The organism is Reticulibacter mediterranei (genome assembly GCF_016587455.1).
This window is the reverse complement of the sequence record NZ_BNJK01000001.1, coordinates 7352615-7374005: the sequence shown is the minus strand read 5'-3', so window position 1 is coordinate 7374005 and position 21391 is coordinate 7352615. Positions and strand designations below refer to the sequence as shown.

Below are 21391 nucleotides of genomic sequence, written 5' to 3'. Positions count from 1 at the left end.
TCCTCCTTTATGCGCTGAAGTGAGTATATAGTGCCTGAAGACCGAAAGCAAGAGCCACATTTCCACAACTAAAAAGTTTGAAGCCCTTGGCCTAGTCAATCCGTACTGCTTCATTTAGTGATGGAGAGTGGCCTCCTCTGTCGTTTTATATCGCCTCGCTATAAATGTCTGCATGGAGCCATTCTTGAGCAATACTTCTATTTCCATCGAGGACGCAATCAGCCAGCAAGAAAAGCTGACGAATACAACACGCTCGTGGCTTGCTCTATTCTGGAGAAGAAAGCGGTCAAACTTATGCTGCAACATGTGTATATCAAGGGAAAAGTATTGGGTCTATAAAATGGTCAGCGAAGCGACATTGTTCCCACAAGGGAAATAATGCTAGTTTTGCTGCATTAATTTGGTTTTGCTGAAGATGGAACGTTCCTTCCTCTACTATCGTTATAAAAGCTCTTGATAGTAGATCGGCAACATAGTGATTTTCATAGTTAGCCTCTTGAATGCGTACAACCTGCTTGGCGAGAAAGGTCAAAGCGTCATCATATGTTGAAAAATGTGATTGGCTATCTGTATCTTCATCGTCTTTCGTCCTGAGACCAACTGCCCCCAAATTTCCTAGGATATACTCTACATTCACCGTAGTAGGATCAACACAGCGAGCGAGGCCTGTGAATGCGGCATAATATGGCCGTAAAAGAGATGCTGCCATATTAGAAGCTCCGTAAGAGCGGTAATGGTGGAACCACGACTGTATCTTGTGCATATAGGGAGCAAATTGTTCTAGCTTACATATCTCAGCCCAGGGTATCTCATCTTCTGATGAATAGTCCAGCGTGGATGCTTGTATAACAGCATCTCGTCGTTTTTGACTTGATTTTGAAAAAGGGAACAGTTTGAGAAGGATCCATTCTATCAAGTTCTTTCTCATTCCCTTGGGAGACAAATAGTTTATCCGAAAATACGAGAGCACTTTTGGAATAAAGTGTTGCTCTAACCATTTTTTTGTATAACTGGCAGTCCAAACGCCGTGAGGACCAACGTTTTGAAAGATAGAATCATATGTTACATCTGGCTCTTTATACAAGTAAAGATAGGTAATACTGTCAATGTAAAGAAGATCTACCATGCCATTTGGAAAAAGGCCATTTCCAAATTTTGGCCAGATAATGACATGATCCGAACCTCCTTTAGGACATACTCGTATACTCAAATTCCGCCTATCGAAAATATGCCATTCGGAGTCCCCCTTATCATAATCAAATTCGTAAGCAAACTGTTGCATCTTCTCCCATAACCACGTTTCTACAGAGAGTAGCTCAAATCCTTTTTCATGTTCTATTTTTTCTGGCCGGAAATCCCACGTCTCCAAGATGTTAGTTGCTTTTAACATGATGGCTTTGTATTGCTTGCAAACTTCGTCCACTGCATTGCACAACTCATCTGCCTCGCGTTTTGAAAGAATAACAGTTGTTTTCCCCAGTTGGGCTTCAAATGTATTTTGCTTTGTTCTCTGGAGGAAAGGACGTGCTTCCCAATCTGGAGGTGTTTCCAGACCAATAAGAAATTTTGTGAGGATTTCTTCGTGCGAAAGATGGCAGGTAAGTCCTCGGAGCAGAATATTGCTGAATTCAATCTGACAACTACCTTCGGCAAATACTATTGGTAGTTCACATGTGATAGCAACTTTGGACTTTACAACGCTCAGAAGCCTTTCATCTCTCACAATAGATGGCTCGAAATCTCCCTTTGCTAGCTGCTCTTGTATATCAGGATAGCGCTCAAGCGTCCGCATGAGCTCCACATACTGAATATGCCTCAGAGGATCTAACAATTGCTCTTTCAGTTTTTTGACAGTTTCAAATTGGAGTTGGTCATATAGTGTACTTGCCGTAGCTTGATCACTAAGTTGCTCTATCGTAATATCAGCAATTATTTCCTCATCATGATGCTGATGACGTTTAAGAACGATCATTTGTTGTCCATTCGTTATTACAAGAAATGGAGGTTTTAGAAGGTTCCCATAATATTTGGCTTGTACTATTGCACCGCTTAAATCATATATCTCTCTTTTCTTTGCTTCAATAAGCAGAAGAGCTGTATCAGCATTTTGTTTGTCTTGTTCTTCTGTTGAAAAATATACCTGGTCAGCTTCCGGCTTTCTGCCCGCTTTCCGTGACTGATAATCATCCATTGGATATTTGCCCCGACGGTAGGCCTCTGGATAGCCGAGAAGTTTGAAGAGTGGCAAAACAAATTTCGTTTCTACATCATCTTCACTTTGCAGAGTAGAGGGATTAAAGCTACTTGCCCATTCCATCAAATGCTCAACTTGACTATGATCTATCACTGAATTTATACCTCTGTAAAAAGCAATAAGTCTTTCTAATGCCTCATCAATTGTCCGTATGATCTTGGAAATGTAACCTCTGGAATAAAGGTTGCACACAGGCATTGAAGAATGTAGGATGGCTGACCTGCGCCCAACGCAAAGGAGCAAGCAAAGCCAGAGGAAAAAGTGGGTGAGGCCTGATTTGTTCCAGGAGCTTTTGAGCATCAACTTCGCGGTTTAGCTCAAGACAAGCCATAGCTGTCCAGAACGTAGCTGCCCATCCAAAACGACCATCAGCATTGTTGTGGAGAAGGGCCAGTACACGACGAAATTCCTGGCGCAGATAACTCACAAGAGCAGATAATAAACGGTCGCCTGGAGTTGCAGAATCTTCAATGCTATCTGCATCCAAGTTATCTTTTAGCATACTCAGGACATCTCGTGGGAGCAGTGGTGTGTGAAGCTTCTCTATTTCTTCCTCTTCCTCATCCCAACTATCATCCTGTGGTTTGCCATCCAAATCCAGCCAGCCCAACTTGATATAGTAGTTTCTCGTATCAGCAACAAATTTCTGCGGATCTTCATAGCCGCTAAGGACACACCAGAGGGCAAAAAAGCCAGAGAGCCGTACTCCACGGTCTTCCAGATCGAGCTCAAAGTGCTCAATGGCCTCCTCTAATTTTCCCTGCCAGATCAACGTCAATCCCAGGTATAATCGTGCTTCAGTCAAACAAAGATCATCAAGATCAAGTGTGGTACGAAAATGTTCTTCTGCGCGCGTGAACTCTTTCTCATGTAAAGCCAATTCGCCCGCCATGAATTCTAGATCGCGAGGTGCTGGATCATCGTCAAAGTCGTGGTCTTCAGGTAACAGCTCTTCAGGATCGTCAACCCGTGGAAGCCCTTTTGCCAGATTCAGGATCAATCCACACTCTGGGCATTGTTCTATTGGCTCCGAATCCTCATCAACGGGAACAGTATAATATCCTGGAGGAAGATCACTATAAGGATTTTCGCTGCTTTCTTCCGCATTCCACCCTTCGTCTGCTTGTAATAGTCCCTGGCCACATACATGCATTACATGGATCATACCTTCTCCTATTGTCTCATCCAGATAGATCCGTGCTTCTTTGACCGTCATTGCATCCCATTCTTGTTGACCAAAACTCATCAATTTTTCAACATGTGGCCCACAAACAGTACACTCAATTCCATCTTTTTTTACATGGAAGAAAAAATCAGTATATCCTCTTCGTTCGAGCATTGCTCGAAATGTGCTGATATTCATTGGCCTGTGCTCCTTCTGCTAAAAACCGCGGCTTCCTCTGATTTTTTAGCGACGAGATTTTGTATTGAGAGCGGATAACGCCTCTGGCGTGCCAATTTGTTTGAGTAAGCTATTAATGCGACGACGTAAATCACCTTCGGCTGTGCCTAAAGTCTCTACTAAGCTTGGAACTGCGCTGCTTCCTATCTGTCTTAGTGCTTTTGCCGCGTTGCGGCGTATAGCATCATCGTTATAAGAGAGTGCCAGAATGAGTCCTGGAACTGCGCTGACATCACCTATCTCCCCAAGTGCCTCTACTGCATGACTACGTATTGACCATTCCTCGCTATCAGATGCAAGCATTTTTATGAGATTGGAAACAGCATCTAGCCCACCAATGTCGCTCAATGCACTTATAGCGTAGACTTTCACAGCCCGTTCTTTATCATGTAGGGCCTGAATAAGACTAGGAACTGCAGCTTTGCCAAATCCTTTTAACGTTTGTGTTGCCCAGACTTTTCTCTCCGTATTCTCCTCATGAAGTACGTTTTGTAGAATTGGTACTACTGCACTTCCCATTTTCTCAAGGGCGTCAGCAATCAAGTAGCGGCTACGATCCCATCGACGATGCATCATATCAACAAGCTGTGGTGCAACCGTTGCATCTCCAATGTTGCCTAATGCAATGATAGCCTCATTAGAAATTTCTTCATCTCGCAGACGGAGAGTATCCAGAAGTTCAGGAATTGCGCGGATATCCCCGGCGTTTCCTCTTGCTAGGGCAGCTAGAGTACGTACATCTTGGAGTGGATGAGATAATGCCCCCACTAGTGCCTCAACGGCTACAGGATGGCTGGTCTGTGCCAGATTATCGATAGCTCCTGCACGATCTTCTGCATTGGCGCTATCGAGAGCGGTAATGGCCATTCTAATATATGATGGCGTTGCCGTATGAGATGTTGGTACTCGATGAGGCTCTAAATGTTTTACTATGCCTTCTATTGCCTCAATAAGAGCCTCCCAAGGAGGTGTCAGAGGATCAGTAAAGTCAAAATGGGGAAGCATTGTGAGGCGTGGATGTAGCTCTGTTTCCTGTCGTACTATCGTGACAACTGGTATTCCAGCTCCTAGAGCGAATATCCACTCATACGTGACTGTTTCAGAGGCCTTTGCTGCAGAAGTCATAATTGTTAGAAGCAGAGAAGCATTTCTGATTGCTTGTTCGATGCCTGTATAGCTTTTTTCAGAAGAAGGGAAGATTTCGTGTTCTGAAACGAAATTTCCGTTATTTTTCATATGCAATATCAGTGATTCTGCAAAATCACTATCTCGATCCTCGTAAGAGATAAAAACTTCGCTCATAATCGCCTCTTATTCGCCTTGTTCGGTATCTTCTCGATCATTATTAATGCGCCTGTCAATCTCCTGTACAGCCTTGCTTCTCGCCGCGAATATTGGCAAAAATTCAACATAAGAGGAGTTTTTTCGTATCTGCACGAGCTTCCAGCCCTCCTCAGTATCCCGGTAAAGAAGCAGATAAAAGCCGTTCCATTGGGGATAGTGTCCTGCTTTGCGCTCATACGGGCGGCGAGCAAAAAAGGAAACGACGACGTGAGGAAGCGGTGAAACGGCTTTTGCGTCCATGCGGGAAAAACTGATACCTCCTATATTTTCTCTCTCATCCGTAAGGAGACGTTCCCGTTCAATCCAGGCTGTAAGTGCAGCAATGGCTTCGACTGGGACATCTGAACGATCCAGAGGTACTTTCATCAATTCATATTCTTCATGTGACAGGAACGGCGACTCTCTCATTACTTCATTGCTCCTTGTCGCTGGTAAGTACTGGTCGCCGACCTCCTGTGGTAGAAGCCGGAGAATAAGCTGCGACCAACTCAGAATGTACTGCACTGTCTGCTAATGCATCGTATAATGACATGCCTCTTTTCCCTCCTCTCTTTTAGAACAAATATACCTTGTTGAGTTATACAACAAACAATAGTTGGATACAAGGGTATAGGAAGATGGAAGAGGTTTTAAGTCTCTTCTTCATTCAATCCACCATCGAGTATGCAGAGCTGGTCCTCTATCATGCATTTTGCTAGATGCATAGGATAAGGAAGGGCGATATTGCCGCCATCCCATCCTGGCGAGATACGCAGAAAATGGGGAATGTGACACCAGGCCTGGGGATTGTCCATTTCCTGCAAGAAAAAGGGAACAACTTCAACGATGGTCTGATGTTTAAAAGCGATTCCCCCTCCTTCGTCAGTTTTATAGAGGCCCGGTTTCCCCCGCTGTTCTTTCGCAGCTGTCGTTGGCAAGCGTCCAACTGAAAGGTAGTGGAAGAACTCACTTTCTGTCTGTGTATCGATGAAGCCGGTCAGATGACTCAGATCTTTCCCCTCTTTTATCCCCTCATCGTCTTGCTGTATCGCAAAGTATTGGGGTGTTTCGCCAGCGCCAAGTGTGCGTACACGAATAATACGCAGGTTAGGGAGATCTCCCTGATGGTAGAGCCGCTCAAATGTTTTCACGTGGACCAGGTCGAGTTGATTTTTCAGCGCCGTTTTGCCGTTGGCGAACTGAGGTAGTACATCGCGATTTCGCCAATCCTGAGCTTCGAGGAGAATAAGCGTGGGCTCACTGTACATTTTGGTGAAGATCTGAGCAGCAAAGTGTGCCTGAGCATCTTTTTCTAGGCGGATATCTTCTTCTTTTCCTCGCATGAATAGTTTACCTAATTCTTGGCGAGCTTCCATGAAAGGTAGCCATTGTTGAGGCTTGTGAGGCAAGAGAGCCTGGAATGTGCCGTTGGGACAGAGACGTACTGCCATTGGATAATCCATTCTTGGCTCATATTTGCGCAGTTTGAACAGGCCGATCACATGCAGATGCTCGGCCTGTTCTTGTGGTATCCCTGCCTTCGTATAGAGATCGCGAGGCAGATCATAAACCAGCCCCGTCTGGCGATAGATGAGATCTGCGACACTATTGTGTGCTCGGGCCTTGCTTTCTGTTGTCACTCCCTTTTTATCAATCTTAAGAGGAAGAAAGAACATCTGCGATGCCCATCCAAGTTTATTGCATGCTCGGCGAACAGCGCCTTTAATGTGCTGGTCGGGATATGTTTTCTTGGAATCAAGCTTGCGCAATCCGATTAGTGCTAAAACATAGCCTGATTGAGCAGGTAACAACTTGCTCAGATAGTTTTCCCATGCCCGCGTCTTTTCACGAAAAGCGGCGCGCATTTGCGTTTTCCACTCTGTCAGGTATTTTTGGCGGTCAGCCCGCGTAGGAAATTTTTTATAGTGATCGTGTGGATCGAGTTGGCCTTGATCTAATGGTGCCAATAAGGTATCAAGCATCGGAGTGGGAGGAATAATTATCAGCTGAATATGTTCTGGCCATGGTTCATCCATTTCCATGAATAGGTCTCGGCGAATTTCCTGTTCTAGGATTGTTTGAGAGATTGTATCGCTGCAACAAAGAACGATAGTGATGGGCTGGTTATTGGCTGCGCGTCGAAGAGCAGCAAAGATGAGCTTTTGACGCTCCTGTCGATTTTGACGCTCCCTTTCTTCATCGGAGATTTGCGAATGCTTTTTCACGAACTTTTTTTCTTCAAGATCTTCCATGCCGTACATCATCAAAGGAAGCTGAGGTCGGTACATTTGCCTTATTGGTATATCAGCAATCAGCGTATGACCTGCCGAAAGTTCGAGCCCTAATAGGTCGCTCACTGCATTCGCAACCTCTCGTAGTTCCGCGAAATCGAAGCCTGTTTTTACTTTATGCTTGGGCTTGAGCCCTTCGGCGTGGAGTACAAAGTATTCATCATACATGGTTTGTGAGCTAGCTATACGGTAGTCTGGTGGCGCTTGTAAGAGCAAGTCTGGAGCAACCAGATTACGCGCTTTTATGGCTGAAAGGAGTTGTGTCGGATCGTCCTGCCAACGAGGGTTGGTTACACCGCCAGTGAGTGGAAGGGTGACTAATGCTGGCGACCAACCCCATCCGCTTAGGCGAGGTTGATGTATGCCAACTTTGACACTGACGTCGCGATTCCAATTGGCGTCTCTCAGATGCCCATCCACGTAACGGCTACATCGCACGTAGAGATGAAGCCAACGATGGGGGCTACCTGCCTGCGTTTGTAGACTAAATTCCAGCTTATAGGCGAATGTTCCAGTTTTTATCTCTTTCACGTGTGTAATGAGATGTTCATCTTCAAACTCGGCCCGGAATGGATTACTCATGACGGCTAATCCGGCGTTACCATCCTGCGCTAGACGCCAGGTGACGATTTTTCCATTGATGCGAGATTGTTTTCCCGCTAGAAGAGAGGCCAGCACGCTGGGAATAGCACGATATCCCGCTCGCGTACCTCCGTCAAGATTGAGAAAAAGTGAGGCGGCATCTGTTTCTTGCCATTGCTGTACTGGTTGTTGTAAACGATCTAATAGTCGCTGATGAGCACTTTTTCCTGTACCGCTGATAGCTTTGGCAAAGCTATTTTGCCCCCATTGGTTTCCCCACTCATAAAGCAAGTCGCTCATTTGTTCTGGTTGGGGACGTCGTGTTACATCTACGCCCACCACTAACATTTGTCGTTCAGGCTGTTGAGTATCCACATCGCGAAGAGGTATAAATGGATGCGCTAATGTTGGTGCGAGTGCAGTGAGCACGGTATTAAGACGGCGGTAAGGCGGATTTTCGGGATGGTCACGGGGTGAAAGCTGCTTCATGCTCTCAAGAAAATTCAGACAATCCTGCTCATAGGCGAAGTTTGAGAATGAGACTGCTAAGTTGCGAAGATACGCTTCATCAAGACGAAAACGCATCGGTACAATTTGAGAGAAGGTGTCCATAGTTACCTCGCTTTCTGCTTAATATTCGGGGTTAAAGCCCTGAATATCTACCAGTGCATTTACGATTGCTTCGTAGAGCGCCTGTCCAATCTCTTTTTCAATGTATTCCTGTAACACTTCGATCATGGCTGTCAAGAGGCTAGTATCCGATGTCTCCGTTCGAGTGCGATCTTCTGCGCTTTTGGGCCCCCAGGCTGCATCCATAAAGTAGGCATGAAAAGGGACACCGCCACGCAGGAGCCGCCCACAAGCTTGAATGATATGTCCAGCGGTTGTCGCGGCGAGATCGAATCGCTCGCTGTAGGTCGTATCGTTGTTCTCATCTTTGTGTTTGAGTCTTGAGTAATAACTGCGCAGTTCGGCCTTGCGCCAGTAATCGCTGGCTTCACTACGTAGCAGGAGCGCTTTTCCAATAAGTTCTTGCTCTTGCCAGGCTTTGAACTGTGCGTCTTTGCACCAGTCCAGGGTGCGGCGATTCAGTTCGCGTGCCAGCGATTGCGTGTCTGCAGGGTAAGGCATCGGACGCGTCAAAAAGTAAATCGCTCCGAAAGCCGCTTTGCCATTCCGATTGAGGATGTTGTAACCACGCCCAATGGCTTGCAATGGAGCAATAAGGATCTTCCCATTGGTTTGGGCAAAATCTTCAATGTCGCTGCGATAGATTGTATCATCTGTTCTCACTTCATCGATGCCTGCATCAGTGCGATCAAGATAACGGATTTCTCCAGGAGGAGCTGTTTGCCATTGCTCATTTTGCCTGAGTTCCTGAAAAGCCCACCTTGCCTGATCATATGAATTAACAATGAGAAGCAAGCGCTCGCGATCTTGCCAGTTTTGAGGTTCCTGTTGTCCCAACTCCCGTAGCCATTCTAGTTCACTCTTCAAAGACACACGCTGGTTGCTCTGATTGCCAGCTATGGCTCGCAGCATATTTTTGATCGGTACGAGTTTCTCGGTCTTGCCAGAAATGCGTATTGGCTCCAGGCCATTCTTCTTGCGGATATATTGCGGGCTATAGAAGAATTTACTTTGCTCGATTGCCTGTTGAGCTTCTGGCGATGGGTCGAGTATCCCTTGTGGAGTGATATCGATGTGCCAACGCGAAGAATGTGGCAGCCAGGAGGTGCCTGAGAGAGCCAACACGTTTGGGCCGCGTCTGCCATCGAGATCGGTAAAAAGTGTGTGAAAGTACATGGTGTACCAGCGTCCCACGTTGGGATACCCGAAGACAGAGAGGCCAGATGGGACCGAACTGTTTCTTTGCTCCTCCTGACCGATTTCCAGATCTTTCGAGTAATAGGTACCAAACATACGACCAGTCGGCGGGACAGGCAGAATATCTGCTAAATTACTGGGTGAACGCTCAAGTGAGTGTTCGTTGAGATCGGTGATCATATTCTCAGGCTTGTTATACCACTCATAGAAGACGACCGGAATGTTGCGATCCAGAATCATGACGCTGAGAACAAATTCCAGACGCAGTGCGAAGGTATTCAGGTCATCCGGCGGTTTCTGCTCGTGAGGTTTTTGCTGCTTTGCCTGCGCCTGCCAGGCCACTCTGCGCTGAGCTAATTTTGCTAATGTTTGCTCAATATTTGGAATAAAGTCCTGAATCCAGGCCTTACACTCATCGCTCACCGCATCGTTGTGAGCGCTGTCGCCTGCTGCAATGAGTGTACGCATAATCAGTGCTAAGCGGTACACCTGGTTGCGTTGAACATCCCCTTTAGGTCTTTGCAGGGTTAGCGGATCAGACTGGCTCAGTCGGTCAAAATAGCGTACAATACGCGAGACTTTTTTATTTGCTTCAACCTGATCTAGTTGCTGATATTCGTCGGAATCTCGCTCAGGAAGATCAAGCAAGCGCCAGACCAGTTTATAGGCCAGGGTGAGTGACGTAAAGAAGTTGCGCCCAATCCAGTGTCGCAGAAGCTCTCCTTGTTCTGTATCTGTTAGATTGCTGAGAATATTGGAAATGGAGGCCAGGGAGTGTCGTTCCGCCACTACCCAGCGGCGTGTAGGAGCAGGTTGTGTCCGCCGAGGTATCCATGCTTGGGCTGTTTCGACGTCTTCAACGTCTAGTAGACCACTGCCGTCGGTTTTCGTCAGAGGCACTTCTCCAGCGAAGAGATTGTCAAACCACTCCTGTACTGTATCCGCTTCGTCGAAGATAACCAGGTCCGATTGCTCATAGACAATCTCAGTCAGGTGAATTTTCCGTTGATCGATCTGGGCTGGTAGACTGGCAGCTCCTAATGCTCCTGGCGTGGTAATCCAGATGCGTGCTGATGGCATATCGCGATACAATTGTTTGCTCGGGCAAACAGAGAACAAAGGGCAGGAAGAGTATGTTTTCCGTTGGCCCTCTCTCTTCGGCAATTTGTACAACGCTTCACAGGGTTCGTACCCTGGTTTGACCGGATTTTGCTGGTCAGTGGCAAGTGCTTGCAAAGGGCAGGCTGTATTGAGCCAACGCAAAGCCCAGTGATCAGAACGAAATTTGCTGGAGCGATAGAGACGTTGCAGATGGATATCTCGTGTTGAGCGCCCAATTAAAGGAGCGGCTACTGGATTTTCTCCTCGCTGGCAAAAAAAGCTGTTAAAATCATCAGCAAGATTCAGTGCAGACATGGTGTCACCGACAACTATGGTGATGCGTAAATCTTTCTCTGGATGCAAAGCCGTGTCTGCTAGGAGCAACTTGGCGATGGTCGATTTACCTGCGCCAACAGCACCTACGACATAGGCGTGGCCGTCTAATTCTAGAGGCACTGCATTTTTGTGAGAGAGGCTCCCGTCGGATTGCATGGCGCGATACCCAATCAGCTTCTCTACTAAATCAGCCCAGCTTGTTTGCGATCCCAGAGCACTTTGTAATCCACGTTGTTGTCGTAATAGGTCTATTTCAGCAGCAATGGCATGTAAGTCATCGTATGAATAGCTCAGAGCAGACCGTGGACGTGGTTGGATAAACCAGGGAATACTTGTCGCTGCCCGCTCTGCGATCTCTTCAGGGATATCTACTTGAACGACTTGTTTGCCTTGCCTCGTTATGGCGTCGAAGAGAAATGGTGCCGCTGTAGCAGGCTTAATTGTTCTCTGTACGAATGGCAATATGCTATCCAGAACCGTATCATATGCAAGAAGGCGTTCTTCGGAAAACTGAGGTTCTCGCAAAAGCATCTGTTTTTCAAAATCGTCTGGTCGTACATTGTAGCTGCGCCAAATTTGAGGGAGCGAGGCGTACTCTCTGAGGGCATGTTCCCAGTTGAAGCGCCCGGAAAAGGGTAAGAGAATGCGTGCATTGGCGATCATGTGCCGCTGGACCTGGTCGAAGGCATGAAGCCGAGAGTCAGGAATAGGCAAACCGCTTAAGATCACCCAGAGGACGGTAATTGGTTCGTCGAGCAAGCCAAGTCGTTCAAGGAGTCGCAGGCCGAGTTCGACCTGGAGAAGAAGGACATATTTGCCTTTCAGCGTATTACCTTGATCTTGATCTTTGAGTATCTGAACAAGGGACATATACCAGTGACTTCTATCGTACATGTGTGCCTCCTGAAGCCTGAAGTGCTTAAGCTGTTACCATTGCTTTGAATTGCTTCTCGCTGAGAATACCGACATGAGCTGGTAACTGCCCAGCAGCACGCAACGCGCATGTCCGATAATCGCTCCGCTGTTGCTCCCGGTAGGATGGGTAGACATAATACCATCGCTGCCATTCCAGTGCCTGTTCAGTGAAGTGTCGCTTATCTTGAGCAATATGTTTTCCCAATGCGAAGGGATCTTTGTAATCTTTGACGTCTATGGCCCAGGTTTCGCTCGTTTGAGAAGAACGCTGGAATCTGAGTTGCAAATCGTAACAATCAACGCCAGGCCATAAAATGACGTGTTGCAGTTCAGGAGTAGTTGATTGGGCATCTTGTGTGAGCCATTGATAGAGTTGTATTTCAGTCGTTCCTGGAATCATTGTCCGCAAATGGATACCGCGCTTGAGAACCAGGGGATAGTTCATAGGGTCAAGATCTTGCCAGCCCAGAGGACCCGGGCAGCGCCCAAGGCAGGCATTTGGTTTAAGACTTCCAAGCCGCTTGTTGCGTTGATAGAGCGGACCACATGCAGGGCAATTCCAGTAGTGAGCCTCTGATGTACCAGCTGACTGGTGGAGGAGTATGGATTGGAGCGAGCGGGCTTCTTGGTATAAGCCACCAACATCTTGGATTTTGATATGCCGCAAGTCGCGAAATTGTCGACGAAGCTGTTCGTTGCTCGTCCAAGGGTGAGTGATGACATACTGCCTGATAGCAACATAGTCCTCGTTCGCTCCAACTGGATCAGCTATAGAAGCACTTCTGGCCATGTTCAGGATGTTGATCATGAGTTGGTTCTCAAGGATAATTTGTAGATCGCGGAGAGTAGCTTTTTCAGGGATCTGATATTCCAACAGAAACTCTACTACCTGTTCATCCAATCCGCCTTCGTAGAGTAATTCAAAACGTGGATCAACCCCAGTTGGTAGTATGCCAGGCCACCACTGCTCAAGTGGCTGCTCGAAAAGCTCGAAGAGGTCTGTGATGGTGTTTGGGTATGTTCCCAGCATGACCAGCGAGAGTTGATTCAAGGCGTAGAACAACTCGTCTGGATAGGGATACTTCTGCTCGTTCTCCGTATATTTTGCTAGGCCAATGGCCAGATAAGGAAAGACTTCCTCTGGTAATGGTTGTGTCATACGTCGCTTCCTTCTTTCATACTTGACCGTTTGTACCAAATGTGGTACGCTGTTTCATGTAAGAAACAGTAAAGAGTATACAGTATTTTTGATGGATGTGCAATAGATGAAACAGCGTTTCTGTAAAAAGACGGCCCAAACTGGGAGGAAACAATGACAAGAGTCTTTGATACAGAGTATCTGGCTGCGTTGATCAAGACGAAGCGCGGTAATCGAGGACTACGAGAAATCGCTCAGGAAATCGGGGGCGTAAGTCCCTCGACATTATCTCGCATCGAGAATGGAAAAGTACCAGATATGGATACCTTTCTGCGCATTTGCACTTGGTTACAGGTTTCTTCTGAAGAATTTATTAAAGAGACGGATGATCAGCAACAAAACGAAATAAGTACTACAGATCGTATTGAAGGATATCTACGTGCAGATAGGGAATTAACTCCTGAGATGGCTGATGCATTAGCAAAATTAATGAAGTCGGCGTATAGAGCTGCAACTGAAGGGAAGTTAGGACCTGAGTAGATGAGTGGTTTGGACAGAAACATGCGTAGATGGTGTGAGAATGAGGGGATACGCTGGCGAAAAGAGTTGAAAATGTATGCTTATGATCCTCTGCCTGCCCGAAGTTTGGCGCAGCATCTGAAGATTCGTGTCATTAGTCCTGTAGAGATCCCAGAGATAGATGAGTCGCTGCTCCAGTGTTTGTTGGCGGAGGATGCAGGCTGGTCAGCGTTAACCCTGCCTATAGGCGAAGGTAAGCATTTGATTATTTACAATCCGACCCATGCGGCTACGCGGTATGAGTCAAACGTGATGCATGAGTTGGCTCATTTGCTCCTTGGTCACCAGCCAATCCGTTTTCATCAGCTTTCTGGGGGACTTCTTGTACGTGAGTATCGTGTTCCTGATGAAGATGCGGCTGCATATCTAGGCGGGTGTCTACAAATTTCGTCAAGAGGCCTTGACTGGGCATTTCAACGGGGTATGACTTTGCAGGAGATCGCTGAGCACTTTGGAGCTAGCGTACAAATGGTTCGTTACCGATGCAATATGACTGGATGGAAACTAACCTGAAGATGTACAGGTCTAATTATATTGCGTGCTATGCGTTCATGTTCGGAGGCTGCTTCGGATAGCATTGTGCCTACATGCCTGGTGATGCAGGATTACTTCGGCAGTGTCATGATTAGTATCCTCAAAGATTGAAAGATAAAGCTTATAGATTTCCTTCTTTTTTAATCGTTTGTATCGTACTTTTATTCTGAGTAGGCATTGATATGAAGTTGTTCTACTTTCTTGGCTAGTTGATGTATAGATGGTTGCGTGTACAATTTCGTTGTATCAAGTGAACTATGCCCTAACAATGCTGCTAATCCAACCAGATCACCTGGATACTGTGTCAGATAGTTCCGAGCGAAAGTATGCCGAAGAGTGTGAGCGCTCATTTCCTCGGGAACCAAACTGCCTGCCGCTTTTACTAGATCTGCAATCATCTGTCCCATTGCTGAGGTTGTGAGTGCTCCTCCTTTTTGACTTTCCCAGAGTGCATCGAATGCATGTGGGGATGCTGATTTGGGCCATTTGGTTGCCACTGCTTTGATCGAAGGTTTTTCAATCTCAAGCCGTGGAGCTATGTAGGTTGCGAGTGCATCACGCGCTGAACTATTTAGCGGAACAGATCGTACCTTGTTGCCCTTGCCTGCCCGGACTAAGAGCATTCCGCCACGCTCTCCAAAAGTGACGTCGCCGAAGGTAAGAGCACTGCACTCGCTGAGACGAATACCCGTTTGTAGGAGTGTCTGGATAATAGCATAATTACGCGCTGCGTCTCGGGAGGCCTGGGCTTGGCGAAGCAACGCATTTACCTGGGGATTGGAGAGCCCTTCCCGCTTGGAGCCTGTTTGACCGTTCACTAGTTTTACTCTAGCTGATGGATCGATGGTGAGATATCCTTGATCTATTAGCCAGCCACACCACGTGCGTAAAGCGCTGATGCGGAGATTGATCGTACTGATAGATTTGTGCTGTTCATGTTGCAGCTCGTTACGATAGCCGATGAGAGCAATAGGAGTTAGGGCCGTTAACTGGAGTGGCGCATGTTCTTCCTCCTCATACCAACCCAAAAAGTTCGACACAGCCTGAATATATTTTTTAATGGTGCCAGCAGAATGATCGTGTTCTTGAAGATAACGTTGCCAAGGGACAAGAAGAGTCTTTGGATCAGATTCTTGATGATTTGTTTTGAAGGTAGTTACTCGTTCCATGAAGCCATCCTCCACCAAAAAATATTTCCCGCTGTTATTTTTATGGCTTAACCCTACTTTAACGATTTTGCTTTGAGCGTAACTTTTTCTCTAGTATATTATATAACAGCGGGAAATATTGATTTCCTGCTCTTTTATGACGCAATTATTAGAAGCCGATATGTCTAAGATCAGAGACTATTTCCATTTTCCGCCAGCCAACGTTTGCGTTCCACATAGTCAGGCATAGCTTGGGCAACGAGCTCCCAGAAGGAGGGTTGGTGGTGACGCTCACCGCGCAGGTGAACCAGCTCATGAACGATGATATAGTCAATGATGGAAGGGGGAAGGAGCATCGTGCGCCAGTGGAAATAGAGGATGTTGTTGCGGCCACAGGAACCCCAGTGATAGCCAAGAGGCTGGACCTTGATGGCCTCTGGCTCTGCGCCGACTCTATACCTGAAGAGTTCAACACGTTCCTGAAGCCAGACTCTTCCTTGTGCGGTGTACCAATTGGTAAAGTGTGTCTCTCCCTGATCAATAGCGTCTTCGCGCAGAAGAAAGCGGTCATTGTGCAATTCCAGGGGAGGATTGTCGCGGACCGGAACGAGACGGAGGCGATAACTACGACCAAGGTAGTAGAAGCCTTCACCATCAACAAATCTTTTGGCCGCAGGAGCTTTGAAGAGCATCTCCTTACGGGCCAGTTTCGTGTAGATCCAACTATATTTTTCGCGAACTGCACGTTCAATATAATCTTGTGGGCAATCAAACGGAGCGGAAAGAATCAGTTCTCCCATACGTCCGATGGTAATGCCGATGGTTTTGCGCCTGACACTTCTACGCAGCTCAAATGTAAGATTGTCGATAATAACCGTGACGGGATTATGCATTTTTTCTCAGCCTGCTGGTATGAACCAGAGCCAGCCTGACCAGGCGGCTTGCTACTTCCTCACGTCGTTGAAAGGGCTCCAGAAGCTGATATTCTTCGAGAAAAAGGAAACCGATATCTCTACGTAACTCATTGGCACGCTCCACCGATAGCCAGAAGTCTTTATTCTCGGTCAGGCGCTGGCTAATGAATGCGACGATACGCCTTGTAATGCCAGCAAGAAACACACGTTCTTCCTGGCTTAGTTTGGCATCTGTAGCCTGTGGCGCTATCTTAAAACGGCGGCTGCCCTTTCTAGCCTCTTCTTCTAGGATGCCAAAGAATGGGTATTCGGTCCTGGCATCGAGGTTGAGGCTGGTATCGATCTCGCGAGCCTTGGTAATTTGTTGGATAAATTTATCGAGGGCATCGACGGTCAAGTCCCATTGACCTCGCAGCCTCTCGATGATGGACTGAAGCTGATCACTGAGCGTCTGATAATAGGAGGGATCTTCCTGCTCAAAATAGTAGGTGATATAATCGCGCGCGAAGCCTTCCATTTGGGCGGCGTTGGTTTCATCGGAATGGTAGCGGCGCAGCTTATCCTGGTAGTTGATGTCGTGGATATCAACGGGTGGGATGCGATGATGAATCTGGAGCGTATCGATATGTTCAGCGATCAGTTTACGCACTTTATTGCCAATATCGAGAAGGTTAAGCTCTGTATCGCGATAGACCGAGGAAGCGGCAAGATTAATCAAGCCAAGCTGTTGAGCGTCTTTAATAAAATTCAGGGCTTCCGGGCGCGGAAGAACCGTTTCCATGCTCTCCATAAATTTCTTCAATTTGATCTCGAAGTCTGCACGGATCTCACGATCTTTGAGTAACTCTACGCAGGCCTCCCAATCTTGATGAATGTCACGCTGCCTGGTTGTAAAGAGGGCCAGAATGCGACGGTGTCGGTCAGCTAGCAGGGGATACTCATCTTTGATGCTCACTAAAGCGCCCTGGACATCGGCAGCGTCATAGGCGTCGAGCGCATCTTTGAGGTTCTGGGCAATGCCATAGTAATCGACGACCAGACCGTTGCCCTTGGAGGTTCGGATTCTATTGACGCGGGCAATGGCTTGTAGCAGCTCATGGTTTTTAATGCTGCGATCCAGGTAGAGGCCCTGAGCAATGGGGGCATCGAAGCCAGTGATGAGCATGCTGCGGACACAGAGAAAGGCGAGAGGACTGGTGTCCTGGGTGCTGGTTACGTCCGAGATACTCAATTGCTGGTCGTTGTGTGGAGATTCCACTGGGAAAGTGCCAGAGAGGGCAGCTTCATAGGCCTGTGGGCTGGCGAGATCAAAAGGGAGCGGCTTATTAAAGGCTTTAATATATTCATCTTGCAGATCTTCGCTAGTCCATTTGCTCCAATTAAGATGCGTGTCATGGAGATCATCTTTGGGACTGGATGAGACGATGGCGGCGAAATCGAGTGCATTGAGCAGATTGCGGTAAGGTAGGATGCGTAACAAGGTTTTGTACTCATCGCTTTCATCAAGTAATTCGATCTGCTCTTCTGTAAGATGGCGATGATTTGTGGGTATAACGTCTAGACGCGCAATGATGCGTTTTTGTGCCTCTTGTAGTGCGTTGCGGTAGAGAATGGCGGCCAGGCGGCTCACTGCGACCACCATGGCTTTCAGGCGGTTAGGCAGGATGTGGGCGCCATAGTGTAGAAGGATATCCTCAGCCTTCTTCTCAATGAGCTGCTCGTTTTCCAGAATAGTACGATAGGTTATATTGCTTTCCTGAAGGGATGCGCGCACAAAATCCGCGAGGGGTTGGACAAGCGTATCATACTTTGCGTCGAGGATGCGCTTCTGTGTAATCTCGATATCGGCCTCGTGACCCTCATAGAAGATCGGCAGGGTTGCACCATCGATTTCGGATTGCCGAATCGTGTATCTGTCAATATAGTCGCCAAAGATATCAGTGGTCTTCTTGCCCGGTCCTCGAATAATGGGCGTGCCAGTAAAAGCGATACGCGCACTGTTGGGAAGCATCCTACGCAGATTTGCGTGGAGTTTTCTGGTCTGGGAGCGATGACCTTCATCTACGATCACAAGCACAGTCTCATCAGAATTGACCGCTTTCTCTGAGGGATCAGGGTCGTCATCGGCAGGGGTCGCGGCAGCATCCTGATCTTCGTCTTCATTGACAGCTGGCGCGAGCGCGTCCTTCAGGTCGCGGTACTTTTGAATCATCGCAAAAATAAGCTGCGTATTTGGCCTGCGCAAAAGAGGTTTCAGCTCAGGAATAGTGTCCACCTTGCTTATAGGTTCATCGGTTAGAACAACAGCTCCACTGAGTTGTTTTTCGAGTTGCTTGCGGTCTGTCACAAAAATAATTTTGAAGCTCCGCAGTTTCTGTATAGTGCGCATCTTACGCACTAGAAAGACCATTGTGAGACTTTTACCCGAACCTTGCGTATGCCAGATAATACCTCCGCGCTGGTCTTCCTCTCCGTGCTGGCGGCGCGTGGGATTTTTTTGCAACTGAAGGATAGCATGATGGACCGCACGGAACTGGTGATAGCGAGCGATCAGCTTGCGCACCTTACCCTTCGAGGTGTCGAAAAGTGTGAAATTATAGAACAGATCGAGCAAATTATGCGGCAGGAGCACGCCCAGGATAAGATTTTGCTGGCTGGAAGGCTCTGCCGGAAGTGCGGCGCGATAGTGCTCAAGTTCAGGTGGGAGATAGGGATCTTTCCACTCCTGAAAATCTTCGTAGGAAGCGCCCAGCGGAGCAAAACGTGCCTGGAAGAAACTCGTAGAGATGAGCAAGAGGTTAAAGTAGAAGAGTTCGGGCATGGCTTGGCTCTCAACGAGATCAGAAGTTGGTATGTATGCGCGAGCATAATCCAGCAACTGAGAGATGCCCTGCTCCAGCGGATTGGTCAGCCTGGGGTTTCTGCACTCGACCACGACCAGGGGAATGCCATTGACGAAGAGGACAAGGTCAGGCACAATGTAGCGATTGCCCGCGAGATCGACGCGAAACTGATTGATGACACAAAAATCATTATGTTCCGGGTCCGGATGAGCGAAATCAATAAAGTGGGCGCGGCGGGTATGACGTGATCCCGGTGTGAGTGGAACTGCGCGTCCTTTGAGCAAGAGGTCGGTGGCCTCGCGATTGGTCTGGAGCAGGCTGACTGCACGCGTTTTGAGAAGAGGTTTGAGCGTATCGAGCATAAGCTGGACATGAAAGTCGTTCATCCAGGGCTTGCCAGTCTCTTCGTCGATATTGGCTTTGGGAAGGGCCTCGCGGAAGTATGTTTCGATGAGCACTTCGCGGAAGGTGCCACGACCGGTGAACTCAGGCGCGTTGATATCACCTCTTTTGTACTTCCAGCCCTGGGATACGAGTTGCTGAATGAAGGGCAGTTCGACTAAAGTAGCCTCCTGGTTCTGACGATCATACTCACGATCCTTCCAGAACTCTTGCGCGATCTCATCTTTGTTTGCCCCTTTGACAGATGCAGGCAAAGTAGCAACGGAAGCGGTAGGGTCGAAGCGGGTAGTGACTTCACGGCTGAGTTGCTGCGGACGAGCAAATTCAGAGATTGAAAGTTCGCCGAGAAGCTCTACCGTATCATCGCCTAATTGGGTCAGCACATAATGCTCACCATCCTGCTGGAGGAAACCCTGGATGGTCAAATAATTCAGGAAGGGCATGAGTTCATCATCAGTGATTTTGTAGTGGCGCAGGAAATCGTCTTTCGTCGTGCAGAAAAGGGTTTTAATCGCCCAGAGGATGAACGTAGCACGCCGATTGTCCAGAACCTGTGCGATCTGCCATGTGTATGTATCAATAAATTGCTGCATACTCACCTTCCCCTCCCACTTCTACTACTCATACGATAAGTTTCGAGACGCTTAGCATGAAAGAATTTTAGCACTTTTGTACGCATCTGGCAATTGGTAATCTCGATCTCCTGATAGTACTCAAGTTGTCTGAGCCAGTAAAGGGTCTCATCGCGTTTCCAACTTCCGGGGAAGGCTTTTGCGGTTTCAGGATAGTAACAGAGTGCTTTCTTGCGAAAATCATCATCAGAATTGTTATAAAATTCCTGCCATTCGCTGATCGGAGAAATTTCTGGTTCAATCAGCACGACAGTATTGTCAGAAATATAAGCCTGGCTAATCTCACGGTCCTGCAGCGATTGACCTTCGGGAACAAGGAGAGAGCCACCCAGTATACATTGATGTTGCTCATTCAGCAGCGCATGGTAAATGGCACGACGTTCGTTGGCAATAAGATCGTAGGTGGACTGAGACGGTTCCCAGATTAATATAGTGAAAACAACCTGATGGATACCGTTCTGCGCCTGGTTATAGCCCTGTCCAAAAGTGGGCGTCGTGGCTCCAGCTTCGGTGGTCCTGGGTTCCGGCTCCTCGGCAGCCGGGAGGGTATAATCGGGTTGAGTGGACGCAGGAAGAGACGTCGAGCGTGGAGGGGCATTGGTGGTAGGCACGCTGGTGGTGAGGGCAGCCCCAGAGAGTTGTTGAGGCTTTGGCCTAGCAGGTTTACGAGGCTGACGCAGCTTTGGGCTAGAGGATTTTTCGACAGGTATTGGCTCTTTTGGGGCCTGCTCCGATTGTATCTGTGTGACAATAGGAATAATTTCTTTTACTACACTGCTCCAGTCTTTGTCATTCTGAGTAGGGTTGCCCGTTCTGGGAAGAGGTACTAAACCGCCTAATATTCGGTCTCCCTGCCAGTTGCAGGAACCTACAATGATCGGGACGAGATTTATCTTTTGCTCTTTATGAAGCCGGAAAGCATGCTGCATTTCAGAGCTATTATAGTACTCGCCGAAAAGGTCGGCGCTGACCAGCATGAGGATGATTCTGGCCCGGTCCAGTTGAGTCATGATGTTTTGATCTTTATTATCGCCTCCTAAAAGCTTGTCGCGGTGCCAGAACTGGATCTTCTCTGTCCTTATCAGTGATGTGAGTTGTTTTTCTAGCCTGGATAGAGCGCTTTTATTTTCCTCTGCGTAGCAAATATAGAGCTGGACTGGTTCAGCCATG

General features: G+C 47.6%; 13 protein-coding genes. 2 read left to right on the top strand and 11 right to left on the bottom strand.

Annotated features, from left to right (window positions below; all coding sequences use genetic code 11):
- Positions 1-313: 313 nt before the first annotated feature.
- The 7 genes from K3T83_RS31805 to K3T83_RS31775 all read right to left on the bottom strand — a co-directional run bounded on the left by K3T83_RS31805 (position 314) and on the right by K3T83_RS31775 (position 13190).
- Complete coding sequence (locus K3T83_RS31805; protein WP_220206944.1) at positions 314-2347, bottom strand: type I restriction enzyme HsdR N-terminal domain-containing protein; 2034 nt, start codon at positions 2345-2347, stop codon at positions 314-316.
- Between the two features lie 46 nt (positions 2348-2393).
- On the bottom strand, positions 2394-3617 hold the full coding sequence (locus K3T83_RS31800) for a tetratricopeptide repeat protein (RefSeq protein WP_220206943.1): 1224 nt from the start codon (positions 3615-3617) through the stop codon (positions 2394-2396).
- A 45-nt stretch (positions 3618-3662) separates the two neighbouring features.
- Positions 3663-4958, bottom strand: a complete 1296-nt coding sequence (locus K3T83_RS31795; protein ID WP_220206942.1) for a HEAT repeat domain-containing protein — start codon at positions 4956-4958, stop codon at positions 3663-3665.
- A gap of 9 nt (positions 4959-4967) precedes the next feature.
- Positions 4968-5408 (bottom strand): hypothetical protein, encoded by a 441-nt coding sequence (locus K3T83_RS31790; protein WP_220206941.1) that lies wholly within the window; start codon positions 5406-5408, stop codon positions 4968-4970.
- A gap of 221 nt (positions 5409-5629) precedes the next feature.
- Positions 5630-8464 carry an RNaseH domain-containing protein gene (locus K3T83_RS31785; protein WP_220206940.1) on the bottom strand — a complete coding sequence of 945 codons (2835 nt, stop codon included), beginning with the start codon at positions 8462-8464 and terminating at the stop codon, positions 5630-5632.
- Between the two features lie 18 nt (positions 8465-8482).
- Positions 8483-12010, bottom strand: coding sequence for a pPIWI_RE_Z domain-containing protein (locus K3T83_RS31780; protein ID WP_220206939.1), 3528 nt, complete (start codon positions 12008-12010; stop codon positions 8483-8485).
- Between the two features lie 25 nt (positions 12011-12035).
- A complete protein-coding gene (locus tag K3T83_RS31775) occupies positions 12036-13190 on the bottom strand; it encodes a restriction endonuclease-related protein (protein WP_220206938.1) in 1155 nt (384 codons plus the stop codon).
- Positions 13191-13343: 153 nt separating this feature from the next.
- On the opposite strand from K3T83_RS31775, the gene K3T83_RS31770 reads away from it, so the two are divergent.
- Complete coding sequence (locus K3T83_RS31770) at positions 13344-13709, top strand: helix-turn-helix domain-containing protein (RefSeq protein ID WP_220206937.1); 366 nt, start codon at positions 13344-13346, stop codon at positions 13707-13709.
- Between the two features lie 72 nt (positions 13710-13781).
- Positions 13782-14261 carry an ImmA/IrrE family metallo-endopeptidase gene (locus K3T83_RS31765; RefSeq protein WP_220206936.1) on the top strand — a complete coding sequence of 160 codons (480 nt, stop codon included), beginning with the start codon at positions 13782-13784 and terminating at the stop codon, positions 14259-14261.
- A 182-nt stretch (positions 14262-14443) separates the two neighbouring features.
- Here the strand turns inward: K3T83_RS31765 and K3T83_RS31760 are convergent, their stop codons facing one another.
- From K3T83_RS31760 to K3T83_RS31745, 4 genes are all read right to left on the bottom strand, one after another.
- The gene (locus K3T83_RS31760) at positions 14444-15466 is read right to left on the bottom strand and encodes a tyrosine-type recombinase/integrase (protein ID WP_236065143.1); all 1023 of its coding nucleotides are present in this window, start codon (positions 15464-15466) and stop codon (positions 14444-14446) included.
- Between the two features lie 155 nt (positions 15467-15621).
- Positions 15622-16323, bottom strand: coding sequence for a M48 family metallopeptidase (locus K3T83_RS31755; RefSeq protein WP_220206934.1), 702 nt, complete (start codon positions 16321-16323; stop codon positions 15622-15624).
- Positions 16316-20182 carry a type I restriction endonuclease subunit R gene (locus tag K3T83_RS31750; protein WP_220206933.1) on the bottom strand — a complete coding sequence of 1289 codons (3867 nt, stop codon included), beginning with the start codon at positions 20180-20182 and terminating at the stop codon, positions 16316-16318. Before K3T83_RS31750 ends, K3T83_RS31755 begins: the two co-directional genes overlap by 8 nt.
- A 2-nt stretch (positions 20183-20184) precedes the next feature.
- Positions 20185-21390 carry a TIR domain-containing protein gene (locus K3T83_RS31745; protein ID WP_220206932.1) on the bottom strand — a complete coding sequence of 402 codons (1206 nt, stop codon included), beginning with the start codon at positions 21388-21390 and terminating at the stop codon, positions 20185-20187.
- Position 21391: the final 1 nt, after the last annotated feature.